The sequence below is a fragment of the Cupriavidus sp. GW822-FHT06G04 genome (genome assembly GCF_058799075.1).
This window is the reverse complement of sequence record NZ_JBXALD010000003.1, coordinates 111,992-126,075: the sequence shown is the minus strand read 5'-3', so window position 1 is coordinate 126,075 and position 14,084 is coordinate 111,992. Positions and strand designations below refer to the sequence as shown.

Sequence of the window (14,084 nt, the reverse complement as noted above, 5' to 3'; positions counted from 1 at the left end):
ATGGGCGCATCGAGCGCCCATTTTTTTGCACTTCGACAGCCGTCGCAGGCGATCCCTCAAGCTGCGCTGCTTGTCGCTGAGGTATCCAAGACCTCCGACGCCGCAGTTGTCCCGCTTGTCGCATTTACAGCGTGCATTTCGCAGGCCCTATCGCCATTCGGGTCAACCGGTCAAGACGACAAGGTCAGCAATACTCGCAACATTGCGCCAAATCAAACACCTGTGCGACGCGCGCGCCACGTCGACATCGTCGTTATCCGAATTTCCCCGCTGCTGCCGTATGATCCCGGCTATGTCGCGTAGAGGTTCCGCAATACTACGTAGACGCTTAAAAAATAGGCGCGCGTAGCGCAGCCAATACGGGGTGCAGTCCGGATGTCGGGGTATCGCCGGTGGCCATTGCAGAGATGACCTCGCTGCCAGCATGAGTCTAGATGGATCGAACAAACAACGACGCGCCAGCTGACGAGGCCGGCGAAGGGTCACTTGACGATCGGCGAATCGCCGAGGTTCAGCCGGCCGCGTTCCTTGCCGCGCTGGAAGAACACCGCGCGCACTTTGGCGCAGCGCATTCGCTGGCCGTGCTGGTGGTGCGGCTGGACCGCTTTGCGCACGCCTGCGCCACCATCGGTCTACATCGCGCACATTTGCTCCGCGCGCAGGTAAAGTCGCGCGTCGCCGGCCTCGCCGCGATGCCGGTTGTCATGCAATGGCTCGGACCTGCGGACCTCGGCCTTGCTTGCGTATTGCCAGACAACGTCGAAAACCCCGATGCGCTGAGCCGGACCATTGCCGAGGCTTTGAATCGACCCTATCAGGTCGATGGCTTCGAGCTGTTTCTCTCGTGCAGCATCGGCGTCGCCATCGATCATCCCGATGCCGGCACCGAACGCCATCTACAGCAAGCATTCGACGCCATGCTGCAAGTGAACCGGCGCGGCGGCGACGGCATCGGCTCGGCCCAGCGCCCTGCCGCGCCCCGGCTGGCCGCCTTGCTGAGCGCACTGCCCGGCGCGATCGAACGCGGTGAACTGAGTCTGCAACTGCAGCCTCGGGCCACGTTTTCCACCGGCGCCATCACCGGCTACACGGTACGGCTGCGCTGGCAGCATCCCGTGCTGGGTCGCGTCGCGCCGCAGGATTTTCTGCCCGCTGCCGACGCCATCGGCCTGATGAGCGAAATTGGCCGCTGGACGTTGCAGCAGTTGTTGCAACTTGTTCGCGAAACGAAGTGCGTCCGTGGCATGACGTTCACACTCCTGGTGTCCGATTCACAACTGCAGTCGGACGAGGCCATCGCGATGTTGCGCGGCGCCATCGAGGCCCACGGCATCTCGCCGGGTCAGATCTGCATCGAGGTGCCCGTCGGCAGCGTCCCGGATTCTCCCGAAACCTCCGCGAAAGCCGCACAACTTCGTGAAGCCGGCGTGCGCATCGCGCTAAACGATTTCACCGACGACGAGGGAAGCCGTCGCGCGCTGCTACTGGTCGAACCCGATCTGGTGACACTCGACGCCCGAAACCTCGGCCATGCTCGTCAGAAACATGACATGACAAGCGCCTTGCAGGCTGCGTGCAGGCTCGCCACGGCGCACGGCGCTGCGGTCTGCGTGAAGGGCGTGGAGACGCAGGTCCAGCTGGACCTCGTACGCCAATGGGGATGTCACATTGTGCAAGGCTACCTGCTGGCCCAGCCGTTCCCGGCGCAATGGCTGGCGCAGACGCACGCCGCCATCGCGGAACGCGCGGCCCGGTTGCTCAAGCCATAACCGGCGCGCTTCGAGTACGCCTGCGCATTGGCAACGCCGACCGGACCCACCGCACCGGCCGCAAACGCCCGATTAAATCGATCTTGTCCGCCCCGCTTCGCACACGCTGTCTGTCGGTTCTTTTCGTATTTACAAATTGGCACACATCCTGCATCGACTGCGGCTGGGGCGACGTTAAAATGTGCCCACTTCTTACTATCCCGAAAGGAGCCACTCGTGAAAAAAGGATGGATCTGGTGCGTACTCGTTGCCACGCTGCTGGCAGGCTGCAATACGATGGCTGGCCTTGGCCAGGATGTCCAGAAGGGCGGTCAGAAGCTGGAAACCTCTGCTGAAAAATCGAAGTAATCGATTCGATTTGGCCGTTGCAGTAAAGAGGGGCGCCGCTGGCGCCCCTTTGTATTGGTCCACGTTCCGCAGGTCAAACCGACGCCGTCTTGTAGTTTTTACAGGCAAGGAACGCGCGTGCAGGGAAAGTCATACCAATTGCCACTTATCCCGCGGAGCACCGCGGCTCCCCAACGGTAACCGGCTCGTACCCGAAAAGCCCTACCGTGGCCGCGATCCCACTCTTCATCCCAGCCGCAGTTGCGCGGCCTCCTCGGCCAGCTTGCGGATGCGCGACCAATCCTTCGCTGCCACGGCGTCCTTCGGCACCACCCACGACCCGCCCACGCACACCACATTGGGCAACGCCAGGTAGGTGGCCGCCTTAGCCAGGTCGATGCCGCCGGTTGGGCAGAATTTCAGTTGCGACAACGGCCCGAACAGCGATTTCAGCATCGGCACGCCGCCGGCCGCCTCGGCCGGAAAGAACTTCAGGAACGAAAAGCCGCATTCGAGCGCGAACATCGCCTCGCTGGCCGTCGCGACGCCCGGCAGCAGCGAGATACCCGCGCCCTGCGCGCCCACGGCGAGCTTTTCGGTCAGGCCGGGCGACACGGCGAACTGCGCGCCGACGTCCCGCACCGCGTGCAGCTGTTCCACGCTGAGCACTGTGCCGGCGCCCACCACGGCCTGCGGCAGCGCCTTGGCCACCGCCTCCATGGCCTGCAAGGCCACCGGCGTGCGCAGCGTGATTTCGAGCATGGGCAGGCCGCCGCTCACCAGCGCTTCGCTGACATGCAGGGCTTCGTCCACCGAATGGAATTCCAGCACCGGGATCACCGGCACATTGGTCAGGCGCGCGAGCAAGGGGGAAGGTTGAATTTGCATGACTGGGTTCGAAAAGGTTGACCGGGCCGACATTGCACCAATGGCAAGTCAGGCAATCACGGAGATGTTTTGTTCCAGGCGCGCCCGCACGGTTTCGGCGTGCGGGATCGGCGCCACCGCGCCATAGCCGGTGGTCGACAACGCGGCGGCCACGTTCGCGTAGCGCGCGGCCTCGAAGGGGTCGTCGCCGGCGCACAGCCGCGCGATAAAGCTGCCGCCAAAGCAATCGCCGGCGCCGGTGGCGTCGACGGGTTTGACGGGATACGGCTGCACCAGCGTGCGCGATTCGGGCGTCGCCACATAGCTGCCCTCCTCGCCCAGCTTCAGCGCCACCACGCCCACGCCGCATTCGAGCAGGTGATCGACGATGGCGTCGCGATCGTCCAGCCCGGTCAGCACCGTGATGTCGTCCCAGCTTGGCAGGCAGATATCGGTCAGGGAAAACGCCTCGCGCATGATGCCGCGTGCGCGCGCCAGCGACCACAGGCGCAGGCGCAGGTTGGTATCGAGCGAAACCTTCACGCCGGCTTTGCGCGCGTGCTCCATCGCCGCGAGGCCCGTATCGCACGCACAGGTGCTGATGGCCAGGCTGATGCCAGACAGATGCAGATATCGCGCCTGCGCTATGGCCGCAAGCGGTAACTGTTCGTGGTGATAACGGCTCGCTGCCGACCCCGCGCGCAGGTAATCGAAGCGATGGCCATGGCTGTCGTGCGACACGAAGTACACGCCGGTGGGCGCTGCGGCATCGACGCTCACATGCCGCGTGTCAACGCGCTCCTGCGTCCACAGCGCAAGCAGCCGTTCACCAAAACTGTCCGCGCCGACCGCGCTGATGTAGCCCGCACTGGCGCCCTGGCGCGCGGCGGCAATCGCAAAGTTGGACGTGTCGCCGCCAAAGCCCTGCAGATAGCGGGTGGCGTCGCCGGGCTGCTGGTTGAATTCGACCAGCGGTTCGCCATAGGCGAGGATATCGATGCTCATGCGCGTGCCACTCCTGTATTAGAAGAACGTTTGCACGATGTCGATGACGCGCAACTGGCTGTCCAGCACGGGAATGTGCCGCCACTTGTCGAACGTCAGGCACGGATGCGAAATGTCGAAGGCAATCATATCGCCGACGCGCACGTCATCGCCAGCGGCAATTTCCAGATAGGCGTGCTGATCCATCATGCCCGTCACCTGCCAGTGCGCGGGCGTTGCGCGCGGCGCTTGCGTACCAGGGCGATAGATCTGCGCGGGGATCGGCATGCCGGCATCGAACGCGGCGTCGCGCTTGCCCATGCCGATGATCGCGCGGGTCGCCTCGGGAATCGACTGCACGTACGCCCACAGTTGCAGCGCAGGCAGCAGTCCCTCGCGCATTTTCTGCGCCACGGGATTGCTGGACAGGATGCGCTCCTGCGCCGCGCGGTAGATGCCGACGTCGTGGGTCAGATAGCAGCCCGGGCGCAGCACGATATCGATCGGCACACCAATCTCGGTGCGCGAGAACTCCTCGGCCACCACGTCGTACCAAGCTGATCCCGCCCCGGACATGACGACGGGACTGCGCGCGAACCGGCCTGCGGCGGCCAATTCGCGCGTGACGGCCACGGTGCGCTGCAGGAACGCGCGGATGTCCGACTCCTGCTGCAACACGCCTTCGTAGACTTCCACGCCGGCCAGCGACAGCGCATCGGGCCAGCGCGACAGCGCTTCGAGCACTTCGGCCTGCTGCGCGGCGTCGCGCACGCCAGTACGCCCTCCAGGCACACCGAGCTCCAGCAACACCTGCAGGGTCTGCCCGCGCGCGCGGAAAAACGCACCGAGCTGATCGACCAGTTCGGCTGAATCGACCAGCGAAAAAAACTCGAAATCAGGCGTGCGCAGCAGGTCGGCGACGATCTCCATATTGCGACGGCCCACCAGCTGGTTGGCCATCAGCACGCGCTTCACACCATGCGCGGCGGCGGCGGCAGTCTGCTGCGCAGTGGCCAGCGTGATACCCCACGCGCCCTCGGCAAGCTGACGCGCAAACAGCTTGGGCGCCATGGTCGTCTTCCCGTGCGGCGCCAGCTTCACGCCATACGCGCCCATGAAATTGCGCATCCACCGAAGGTTGTGAACGAGCCGGTCCTCGTAGAGCACGGCCGCGGGCAGGCTCAGGTCTTCCTGCAGCAGCTGCCAGTCGGGCCGGCTCGCCTCGGCCGGCGCCAGCGGTGCGTCCAGACGGCCGAGCGCCTTGTTCAGCGGATCGATCATTCCCGTCTGGTACTTTGTCTCACGCATGGCTGACATCACCCTGTAAAAATTCGATTGACGTAATCATAGCCTTGAAACTACGATATTTCATCCTTGTTATAAAGTAACACGCTGTGCCCGCGATGGCCCCGACGATGGCCGCCGCCAGCCTGGCTCCGCCCATGACCGCTCCCTTCGACATCCTGACCCGCATCGCCGAACGTGGCCCGTCGCTGCGTCTGGCCGAGCAGAAAGTGGCGCAGGTGATCCTTGAGGATCTTGCGGGCGCGGCGGCGGCAAGCATCAACGAACTGGCGCGGCGCGCCAGCGTCAGCGAGGCCAGCGTGACGCGCTTCGCCAAGGCCATCGGCTGCCGCGACGTGCGCGACCTCAAGCTGCGGCTCGCGCAGGCCACCGCGGTCGGCTCGCGCTTCCTGCAGCCGGCGCCCGCTGCCTCCGAGACCGACACCCCGGCCACGCTGGCCGAGCGCATCCACACCGACGTGCTGACCACGCTCGAAGTCAATCGCAAGCTGATCGATCCCGAGCGGATCGGCATTGCCGCGCGACTGTTGCTAGACGCACGCATGGTCTACGCTTTTGGCATGGGTGGCGGATCGACGTTCATGGCCGACGAGGCGCGCTACCGCCTGGCGCGGCTGGGCCAGCCCGTGGCGACCTATCACGATGCGCTGCTGCAAAAGATGGTGGCCGCCACGCTGACGCGCGACGATGTTGTGCTGGCGTTCTCGGCCAGCGGCAGCGTGCCGGAAATGCTGGCCAGTTGCGATATCGCACGCGAGTACGGCGCGCGTCTGATCGCCATCACCGCGCTCGGGTCGCCGCTCGCGGCACGCGCCGACGTCCTGCTGCCGGTGCGCACGCTGGAAACCGACTTCATTTTCAAGCCTTCGGCATCGCGCTACGCCATGATGCTGGTGATGGATGTGCTGGCCACGCATTGCGCGTTGCTGCAGCAGGACCAGAGCAAGGAAAAGCTGCGCCGCCTGAAATATGTGCTCGACGTCCACCGCGGCGTGAGCCACGACAGCGACGGCCCGGACAGCCGCCAGCCGCTGGGAGACTGACCATGCCACATCTGTTCGACACCCTGATCCGCTGCGTGCTGCTGATCGACGGCTCCGGCGCAGCAGCGCGCATGGCCGACGTGGCGATCCGCGATGGCCGCATCGCCCGCATCGACGATGCCGCCGCGATCGATCCCGACACCGCCTCGCACGTCGTGGAGGGTCACGGTCTGGTGCTCTCGCCCGGCTTCATTGACGTCCACACGCACGACGACACCAATGTGGTGCGCGATCCGGCCATGACGCCGAAGATCTCGCAGGGCGTGACCACGGTAGTGGTGGGCAACTGCGGCATCAGCGCCGCGCCGGTGACGTTGCCCGGCGATCCGCCCGACCCGATGAATCTGCTGGGCCGCGCCGACGCCTTTTGCTATCCCGATTTCAAGACCTACGTCGATGCGGTCAACGCCGCGCGGCCGTCCGTCAACGTTGCCGCACTGGTTGGCCATACGGCGCTGCGCAGCAATCATATGGACCGCTTCGATCGCGCCGCCACCGCCGACGAAATCGCGGCCATGCGCGCGCAGCTGGAAGAAGCGCTTGCGCATGGCGCGCTGGGCCTTTCCACGGGGCTGGCCTATGCCAATGCCTTCAGCGCACCAACCGAGGAAGTGCTGGCGCTGGCGCAGCCGCTGGCCGATGCCGGCGCGCTGTACGCCACGCACCTGCGCAGCGAATTTGCCGAGATCCTCGACGCCATGGACGAGGCGTATCGCATCGGGCGCCATGCGCGCGTGCCGGTTGTGATCTCGCACCTCAAATGCGCGGGCGTGCCGAACTGGGGACGCAGCGCCGAAGTGTTGGCGTCGCTCGAGACCGCGCAGCGCTGGCAACCGGTCGGGTGTGACTGTTATCCGTACACGGCCAGTTCGTCGACGCTCGATCTCAAACAGGTCACCAGCGATTTCGATATCCAGGTGACGTGGTCCGAGCCGCATCCCGAAATGGGCGGCCGGCTTCTGGCCGACATCGCCGCCGAATGGCAGACCGATCTGCACGACGCCGCGCGCCGCCTGCAGCCGGCCGGAGCGGTCTATCACTGCATGGAAGACGCCGACGTCGATCGCATCCTGAGCCATCCGGCCACGGTGGTGGGCTCCGATGGCCTGCCCAACGATCCGCTGCCGCATCCGCGCCTGTGGGGCGCCTTTCCGCGCGTGCTGGGCCACTACGCGCGGGACCGCGAACTGTTTCCGCTGACGGTCGCCGTCAACAAGATGACCGGGCTGTCGGCCGAGCGCTTCGGCCTGGCCGGACGCGGCTTCGTGCGCGAAGGCTACTGGGCCGACCTCGTGCTATTCGATGCCGCCACGATCCGCGACGCCGCCAGCTTTACCGACCCGATGCAGCCGGCCGAAGGGATCGGCGCGGTGTGGGTCAACGGCGAACTCACCTGGCAGCAGCGCGCCGCGACCGGCGTGCGCGCTGGCCGCTTCCTGCCGCGCGCCGCGCGGGATTCCGAACACTCAAACTGAAGACAGGAGTTTCCATGGACATCAAACGATTCGGCGTCGAAGGCGGCACGGGCCAGGGCGGCTCGCATATGCCGTTCGCGCGCGCCGTGCAGGCCGACGGCTGGCTCTATGTGTCGGGCCAGGTGCCGATGGTCAACGGCGAAGTGGTCGAAGGCAATATCGTCACGCAGAGCCACCAGGCCATCAGGAACGTGATGGCGATCCTCGCCGAGGCGGGCTACGGCCCCGAACACGTGGTGCGCTGCGGGGTGTGGCTGGACGACGCGCGCGACTTCCCGTCGTTCAACAAGATCTTCAAGGAATATTTCGGCGCCAATCCGCCCGCGCGCGCCTGCGTGCAATCGAGCATGGTGGTCGATTGCAAGGTCGAGGTGGATTGCATCGCCTACAAGAAACCGGCAGCCTGAAACCGGGCGCCGGCATCGGCGAGCCAGCCGATGTTCCGACAGTTTTATCAACCTGCCGCTACGCACCGGGCATAGCGGCTTTTTCATAGCGGAAGCGGACTGTCCTCGCGGACAGCAACCGTCAAAAGGAGACGAGACATGGGTGCCGTTACCGGAACCACGCTCTTGATATATGCGCTGATCGCCGTGATCGCGCTGGTGATCTTGATCGCCCGATTCAAACTGAACCCGTTCATCACGCTCGTGGTGGTTTCCGTGCTGCTCGGCTTTGCCGTCGGCATGCCAATGGGCGACATCATCAAGTCGTTCGAAGCTGGGGTGGGCGGCACGCTCGGCCATATCGCGCTGGTGATCGGGCTGGGCACGATGCTCGGCAAGATGATGGCCGAATCGGGCGGCGCGGAGCGCATCGCGCTGACGCTGATCGATTTCTTCGGCGAGAAGAACGTGCATTGGGCCATGATGGTCATCGCGTTCATCGTCGGCCTGCCGGTGTTCTTCGAAGTGGGCTTCGTGCTGCTGATTCCCATCGCGTTCAACGTCGCCAAGCGCACCAACACGTCGATGATCCTGGTGGGTATCCCGATGGTCTGCGGCCTGTCCGTGGTGCACGGGCTGATCCCGCCGCACCCGGCCGCGCTGCTGGCCGTGCAGGCCTACGGCGCCGATATGGGCAAGACGATCCTGTACGCGCTGATCGTCGGCATTCCCACCGCGATCATCGCCGGCCCGCTGTTCGCCAAGCTGATCGACAAGCATGTGACGCTGCCCGCCATCAACCCGCTGGCCGAACAGCTGACCGAGGAAGCCGGCGCCTCCAAGGGCAACCTGCCCGGCTTCGGCATTACGGTGCTGACGATCCTGCTGCCGGTGTTCCTGATGCTGATCGGCAGCTGGGCGGACCTGATCACCACGCCAAAGACCTTTGCCAACGACTTCCTCAAGCTGATCGGCAACTCGGTGATGGCGCTGCTGATCGCCACGCTGTTCAGCTTCTACACGTTTGGCAAGTCGCGCGGCTTCACGCGCGAGATGATTCTGAAGTGGACCAACGAGTGCGTGGCGCCCACCGCCATCATCACGCTGGTGGTTGGCGCGGGCGGCGGCTTCGGGCGCATCCTGCGCGATTCGGGCATCTCGACGGCCATCGTCGACGTTGCCACGCACGCCAACGTGTCGGTGCTGGTGCTGGGCTGGCTGGTAGCCGTGATGATCCGTATCGCCACGGGCTCGGCCACGGTCGCGATGACCACCGCCGCCGGCATCGTCGCACCGATCGCGGCCAGCGTGCCGGGCACGCGCCCGGAACTGCTGGTCCTGACCACGGGCGCCGGGTCGCTGATCCTTTCGCACGTCAACGACGGCGGCTTCTGGCTGGTCAAGGAGTACTTCAACATGACCGTGACCCAGACGCTGAAAACCTGGTCGGTCGCCGAAACCATCATCTCGGTGGTGGCGCTGCTGTTCACGCTGGCACTGGCCACGGTGGTCTGATCCACGCCCGGCCGGCTCCCGATACCGCAGCGTATCGGAGCCGGCGCGGCAGCCTGCCGGGGCGCGTCCGCACGCAAGCCGACGTCATCGCAACGCCGCTCGGCGCATGCCAGCGGCCCCGGGCATACCCCATATCGTGCGGGGATTGCTCCACCCCGCCCCGCGCCCTACACTCCCTGATCGATGCGGCCGTCCGATGCCGCACTCCCGGGAGACATCCATGATCGTCAGTCCGCTGCGCCGCGCCATGATGGCTTGTGGCGCCGTTGCCGTCCTTGCCTATTCCACGCTGTGCCATGCCGCCGATCCTGTGAAGATCGGACTGATTGCGCCGTTCTCCGGCAGTTTTGCCGACTATGGCAAGCAAATGGAGGGCGGCATCAAGGCCTGGCAATCGCTGCATGGCGACACCGTGGCGGGCCGCAAGATCCAGATCATCGTCAAGGACACTACCGGCCCGGCGCCCGACATCGCCAAGCGTCTGGCGCAGGAACTGGTGGTGCGCGACAAGGTGGACATCCTGGCGGGCTTTGGCCTGACGCCCGAAGCGCTGGCCGTGGCGCCGATCGCCGAGCAGGCAAAAAAGCCAATGGTGATCTTTAACGCCGCGTCGTCGGTGATCACCACCAAGTCGAATTACATCGCGCGCGTATCGATGACGCTGCCGCAGATTTCCGCGCCGATGGCCACCTGGGCCGTGCGCAATCGCATCAAGAAGGTAGTGACGCTGGTGGCCGACTACGCGCCCGGCATCGACGCTGAAACCGCATTCAAGACCAATTTCCTCGGCGGTGGCGGCCAGATTGTCGAATCGATCCGCGTGCCGCTGCGCAATCCCGAGTTCGCGCCGTTCATCCAGCGCATCAAGGATGCCCGACCGGAAGCGGTCTTCCTGTTTCTGCCCGCGGGCGAACAGGGCGTGGCTTTCATGAAGGGCTTCCGCGAACGCGGACTGGCCGACGCCGGCATCCGCGTGATCGCGACCGGCGACCTGACGGACGACCACGTGCTGCCGGCCATGGGCGACGCAACGCTTGGCGTGATCACCTCGTTCCACTATTCGGCCGCGCACGATTCGAAGGAAAACAAGGCCTTCCTGAAGGCGTTTGCCGCTGCCAACCCCGGCGCCGGCCGCCCCAACTTCATGGCGGTGGCGGCCTATGACGGCATGGCCGCCATCTACGAGGCGCTGAAGAGAACCAATGGCGCGCCCGACGGCGACAAGTTTCTCGCCGCGCTCAAGGGCATGACGCTGCAAAGTCCGCGCGGCCCCATCACGATCGACCCGGCCACGCGCGATGTGATCCAGACCGTGTATATCCGCAAGGTGGAAAAGGTCAACGGCGAACTCTACAACGTCGAATTCGACAAGTTCGACGGCGTCAAGGATTCGGGCAAATAAGCGCGTGCCGCACGCCCCGGCCCGCGCTCCTGTGGGCCGGGACGTGCGGTCGGCCGCCATCGTGCGCGTATTCGAAATCTTTCAGCGTGAAATCTGAGATCTGCATTTCCCTTGCGGGGAAAGCTGACCTAACCTTGTCTGGCGGTGCTGCGCTCGCCGCGCAACGACTAAAAGACAAGAAGTTTTCGGAGACATCACGATGAAGAGCTCAGCCATTGCCATGGCCGCGGCGTTGCTCGTGGGTGCCGTGCCGGCCCTTGCAGCGCCCACCGACAACCTGCAGAAGCTGCAGAGTTTCAAGCAGACCGGCGCGCCGCCGGCGGAAACCGTCCAGCAAACGGGCCAGAAGGCCGACGCGCTGCGCGAAAACCTGAAAGCCATCAAGCTGCCGCAAGGCTTCAAGATCGACCTCTATGCCGTGGTGCCGGAAGCGCGGCACATGGCCATCGAGCCTTCAACCGGCGTAGTCTTCGTCGGCACACGCAAGAACCGCGTGTGGCAGGTTACCGATCGCACCAAACGCCGCGTGGCCGACGATGTCGTGCAGTTTGCCAGCGCCGTCACTTTCAAGGTGCCCAATGGCGTATGTTTCTCGCCCGACGGCATTCTCTATGTGGTGGAGCAGAACCGCGTGCTGGCCTTCCCCGCCGCGCAGTTCTTTGGCGAAGGCGGGCCCGATGTTGCCGCTGGCGTGGTGGTGCCGCAAGGCAAGCTGGTGCCGGTCGAGTTCGAGAGCTTCAATCACGGCGCCCGCACCTGCCGCGTCGGGCCGGACAAGAAGCTCTACATCACGCTGGGCCAGCCTTGGAACGTGCCGCCCAAGGACAAGCTGGCCGCGCTGGACAAGGCCGGTCTCGCCGGCATCATCCGCATCGACCAGGACGGCAAGAACCGCGAGGTGTATGCGCATGGCGTGCGCAACTCCGTCGGGCTCGATTTCAATCCCGCCGACAAGTCGCTGTGGTTCACCGACAACCAGGTGGACGGCATGGGCGACGACCAGCCGCCCGGAGAACTGAACCACGCGACCAAGGCCGGCCAGAACTTCGGCTTCCCCTGGTACGGCGGTGGCAAGGTCCGCACCGTCGAGTACAAGGACGCACAGCCACCCAAGGACGTGGTGTTCCCGGTGGTGGAATACGCAGCCCACGCGGCCGATCTCGGCATGTCGTTCTACACCGGCAAGATGTTCCCGGCCAAATACCAGGGCGGCGTCTTTGCGGCCGAGCACGGATCTTGGAATCGCACCAAGCCGATCGGCGCGCGCATCGTCTACACCCCTGTCAAGTCCGACGGATCGGTCGGCGAGACCGAAGTGTTTGCCGAAGGCTGGCTTACGCCCAATGGCGAATACATGGGACGTCCCGTCGATGTACAGCAATTGCAGGACGGCTCGCTGCTGGTCTCGGACGACTTCGCCGGCGCGATTTATCGTATCTCGTATTCGGGTGCGAAATGATCGGCATGCGGATCGCCGTCATCGCATGGCTTTGCCTCTGCGCCAGTGCACCCGCACTGGCCGCCGACGCACAGGCGGGCCGAGCCAAGGCGACGCAGTGCCAGGCTTGCCACGGGCTGGACGGCAAGTCGAAACTGCCTGAGGCGCCGCATCTTGCCGGTCAGGTGGAGCAGTACCTGGCCAAGGCGCTCAAGGACTACAAGAGCGGCGCACGCAAGGACGAGATGATGAACATGATGGCCAAGCCATTGAGCGACGCCGACATCGCCAATCTCGCCGCGTTCTACAGCAGTCTCAAGCCTTAGGTCCTTGCCTGAGTGGTCCGTGCTGCGTAGCCGTTGCGGCATGGACTGCGACGTGAACGTTGGTCGTCGCCGCGTGGTCATCGCCGCGTGGTCACTGCTTCATGGTCATTGCCTCCGGGCACGTTGCCTCGCGTGCCAGGCGGGATCGATGCGCGAGCCTGCCCTGCATAAGACGCGGGACGCTGCCAGCGGCTTGCCTTATATCGTCATGCATCGTCATGCACCGGGCGGCGAAAGCGTCTTCGACATCTCCGAGGTCTGGCGCCAGCCGTCGCGTTCGTAGATGGGCCGCCCGGCCTGCGTGGCGTGAAGGATGGCAAAGTCCACGCCGCGGCGCGCGAATTCCGCCTCGGCCAGTGCCATCAGCCGACGCGCCGCACCGCGGCCTCGAGACTCGGGCTCGACATACAGGTTCAGCACGTAGCCGCGCGACGCTTGTGCGGGATGCGCGGGATGCGGCGGCCAGTCGATCACCATCAGCCCCACACCGGCCACGGCGCGCGGCCCATTCATGAGCAGAAATCCGCAATAGCTGCCGTCGATAAGCCGCGGTTGTAGCCATTCGCGGAAATGCACGCTCATCGTGCGCAGCGTGTCGGCCGCGAAACCGGCCTCCTGGAACATCGCCTCGCGATGTCTGCAGATCAGTTCCAGATCATCCGGGCCTACTGCCCGCGTATGCAGTTCGTCCATGTGTCGAAGAAGAAATGAAGAATCACACAGCGACACCGGCACAGTGGCCAATGCCATGTCTGCAGGGCGGCCGGGACAGTGACGCCATGACTCGCCGCCGTCCCGGCGACAGGTCATTGCGCAGTTGCCCCTGCGTCGCGCGGACCGGAGCCGGACACCAGCGCCGTGAGCGCGGCGGCGGATTCCTGCCTCAGCATGCGCAGGATCAGCGCAGCGCCCTCGTTCGAGAATTCGGGTGACGCTGCGTGCTCGAGCGCCACCGTCATCACGCCCATCGCGCCGTGAACCCGCTCCAGCTTGCGCAACGCCAGCACGCAGACGGACGAGAGCCCGGCCAACGGCGGCAACCCGGCATGACGATGGACGACCGGCCTTGCACTGTCCGACTTGCGCGGCGCGGACCCCGATGCCGGTTTAGCCATGGCCCGGCCTCCCCACGGCGAGAGGGACCGGACAGATGGGTAAGATGCGTACCTCGATGCAATGCATGGCTGACTCCTTCGGATCTTGATGGAAAGCGGGCTGGCCGCCCGCTGCGCCGCACAACGCGACGA

General features: G+C 65.0%; 14 protein-coding genes. 9 read left to right on the top strand and 5 right to left on the bottom strand.

Annotated elements, in window-relative coordinates; genetic code table 11:
* The first annotated feature begins 434 nt into the window (after positions 1–434).
* Together AC1RKI_RS07860 and AC1RKI_RS07855 are read left to right on the top strand one after the other, a co-directional pair.
* Entirely contained in the window at positions 435–1,769 is a 1,335-nt protein-coding gene (locus AC1RKI_RS07860) for an EAL domain-containing protein (RefSeq protein ID WP_492796139.1), read from the top strand.
* A gap of 216 nt (positions 1,770–1,985) precedes the next feature.
* On the top strand, positions 1,986–2,117 hold the full coding sequence (locus tag AC1RKI_RS07855) for an entericidin A/B family lipoprotein (RefSeq protein ID WP_061956640.1): 132 nt from the start codon (positions 1,986–1,988) through the stop codon (positions 2,115–2,117).
* A gap of 225 nt (positions 2,118–2,342) precedes the next feature.
* Here AC1RKI_RS07855 and eda read toward each other — a convergent pair whose 3' ends face one another.
* From eda to AC1RKI_RS07840, 3 genes are read right to left on the bottom strand one after another with little or no spacing between them, the layout of a single operon-like run.
* Positions 2,343–2,984 carry a bifunctional 4-hydroxy-2-oxoglutarate aldolase/2-dehydro-3-deoxy-phosphogluconate aldolase gene (gene eda, locus AC1RKI_RS07850; RefSeq protein WP_490714775.1) on the bottom strand — a complete coding sequence of 214 codons (642 nt, stop codon included), beginning with the start codon at positions 2,982–2,984 and terminating at the stop codon, positions 2,343–2,345.
* 48 nt (positions 2,985–3,032) lie between these two features.
* Positions 3,033–3,968: a sugar kinase gene (locus AC1RKI_RS07845; protein WP_150980551.1), complete on the bottom strand. Its 936-nt coding sequence runs from the start codon at positions 3,966–3,968 to the stop codon at positions 3,033–3,035.
* Positions 3,969–3,986: 18 nt separating this feature from the next.
* Positions 3,987–5,255, bottom strand: a complete 1,269-nt coding sequence (locus AC1RKI_RS07840; protein ID WP_251164635.1) for an amino acid deaminase — start codon at positions 5,253–5,255, stop codon at positions 3,987–3,989.
* 134 nt (positions 5,256–5,389) lie between these two features.
* Here AC1RKI_RS07840 and AC1RKI_RS07835 point away from each other — a divergent pair, with 134 nt between their 5' ends.
* From AC1RKI_RS07835 to AC1RKI_RS07805, 7 genes are all read left to right on the top strand, one after another.
* Positions 5,390–6,295, top strand: coding sequence for a MurR/RpiR family transcriptional regulator (locus AC1RKI_RS07835; protein WP_227460948.1), 906 nt, complete (start codon positions 5,390–5,392; stop codon positions 6,293–6,295).
* Between the two features lie 2 nt (positions 6,296–6,297).
* A complete protein-coding gene (locus AC1RKI_RS07830; RefSeq protein WP_492796142.1) occupies positions 6,298–7,770 on the top strand; it encodes an N-acyl-D-amino-acid deacylase family protein in 1,473 nt (490 codons plus the stop codon).
* Between the two features lie 14 nt (positions 7,771–7,784).
* Positions 7,785–8,177 (top strand): RidA family protein, encoded by a 393-nt coding sequence (locus tag AC1RKI_RS07825; RefSeq protein ID WP_061956631.1) that lies wholly within the window; start codon positions 7,785–7,787, stop codon positions 8,175–8,177.
* A 138-nt stretch (positions 8,178–8,315) separates the two neighbouring features.
* Positions 8,316–9,671, top strand: coding sequence for a GntP family permease (locus AC1RKI_RS07820; RefSeq protein ID WP_061956629.1), 1,356 nt, complete (start codon positions 8,316–8,318; stop codon positions 9,669–9,671).
* Between the two features lie 220 nt (positions 9,672–9,891).
* Complete coding sequence (locus AC1RKI_RS07815; protein WP_244787981.1) at positions 9,892–11,073, top strand: ABC transporter substrate-binding protein; 1,182 nt, start codon at positions 9,892–9,894, stop codon at positions 11,071–11,073.
* 199 nt (positions 11,074–11,272) lie between these two features.
* On the top strand, positions 11,273–12,532 hold the full coding sequence (locus AC1RKI_RS07810; protein WP_061956625.1) for a PQQ-dependent sugar dehydrogenase: 1,260 nt from the start codon (positions 11,273–11,275) through the stop codon (positions 12,530–12,532).
* A 5-nt stretch (positions 12,533–12,537) separates the two neighbouring features.
* A complete protein-coding gene (locus tag AC1RKI_RS07805; RefSeq protein WP_061956623.1) occupies positions 12,538–12,837 on the top strand; it encodes a c-type cytochrome in 300 nt (99 codons plus the stop codon).
* A gap of 216 nt (positions 12,838–13,053) precedes the next feature.
* Here AC1RKI_RS07805 and AC1RKI_RS07800 read toward each other — a convergent pair whose 3' ends face one another.
* Positions 13,054–13,530, bottom strand: a complete 477-nt coding sequence (locus tag AC1RKI_RS07800; RefSeq protein ID WP_492796146.1) for a GNAT family N-acetyltransferase — start codon at positions 13,528–13,530, stop codon at positions 13,054–13,056.
* Between the two features lie 113 nt (positions 13,531–13,643).
* Positions 13,644–13,952, bottom strand: coding sequence for a hypothetical protein (locus tag AC1RKI_RS07795; protein WP_492796148.1), 309 nt, complete (start codon positions 13,950–13,952; stop codon positions 13,644–13,646).
* Between the last annotated feature and the right edge of the window lie 132 nt (positions 13,953–14,084).

Excerpts from the sequence above, each read along its gene's own strand:
- AC1RKI_RS07860 (WP_492796139.1), top strand. The coding sequence starts at position 435 with ATGGATCGAACAAACAACGACGCGCCAGCTGACGAGGCCGGCGAAGGG.
- eda (WP_490714775.1), bottom strand. The coding sequence starts at position 2,984 with ATGCAAATTCAACCTTCCCCCTTGCTCGCGCGCCTGACCAATGTGCCG.
- AC1RKI_RS07845 (WP_150980551.1), bottom strand. The coding sequence starts at position 3,968 with ATGAGCATCGATATCCTCGCCTATGGCGAACCGCTGGTCGAATTCAAC.
- AC1RKI_RS07840 (WP_251164635.1), bottom strand. The coding sequence starts at position 5,255 with ATGCGTGAGACAAAGTACCAGACGGGAATGATCGATCCGCTGAACAAG.
- AC1RKI_RS07835 (WP_227460948.1), top strand. The coding sequence starts at position 5,390 with ATGACCGCTCCCTTCGACATCCTGACCCGCATCGCCGAACGTGGCCCG.
- AC1RKI_RS07830 (WP_492796142.1), top strand. The coding sequence starts at position 6,298 with ATGCCACATCTGTTCGACACCCTGATCCGCTGCGTGCTGCTGATCGAC.
- AC1RKI_RS07825 (WP_061956631.1), top strand. The coding sequence starts at position 7,785 with ATGGACATCAAACGATTCGGCGTCGAAGGCGGCACGGGCCAGGGCGGC.
- AC1RKI_RS07820 (WP_061956629.1), top strand. The coding sequence starts at position 8,316 with ATGGGTGCCGTTACCGGAACCACGCTCTTGATATATGCGCTGATCGCC.
- AC1RKI_RS07815 (WP_244787981.1), top strand. The coding sequence starts at position 9,892 with ATGATCGTCAGTCCGCTGCGCCGCGCCATGATGGCTTGTGGCGCCGTT.
- AC1RKI_RS07810 (WP_061956625.1), top strand. The coding sequence starts at position 11,273 with ATGAAGAGCTCAGCCATTGCCATGGCCGCGGCGTTGCTCGTGGGTGCC.
- AC1RKI_RS07805 (WP_061956623.1), top strand. The coding sequence starts at position 12,538 with ATGCGGATCGCCGTCATCGCATGGCTTTGCCTCTGCGCCAGTGCACCC.
- AC1RKI_RS07800 (WP_492796146.1), bottom strand. The coding sequence starts at position 13,530 with ATGGACGAACTGCATACGCGGGCAGTAGGCCCGGATGATCTGGAACTG.
- AC1RKI_RS07795 (WP_492796148.1), bottom strand. The coding sequence starts at position 13,952 with ATGGCTAAACCGGCATCGGGGTCCGCGCCGCGCAAGTCGGACAGTGCA.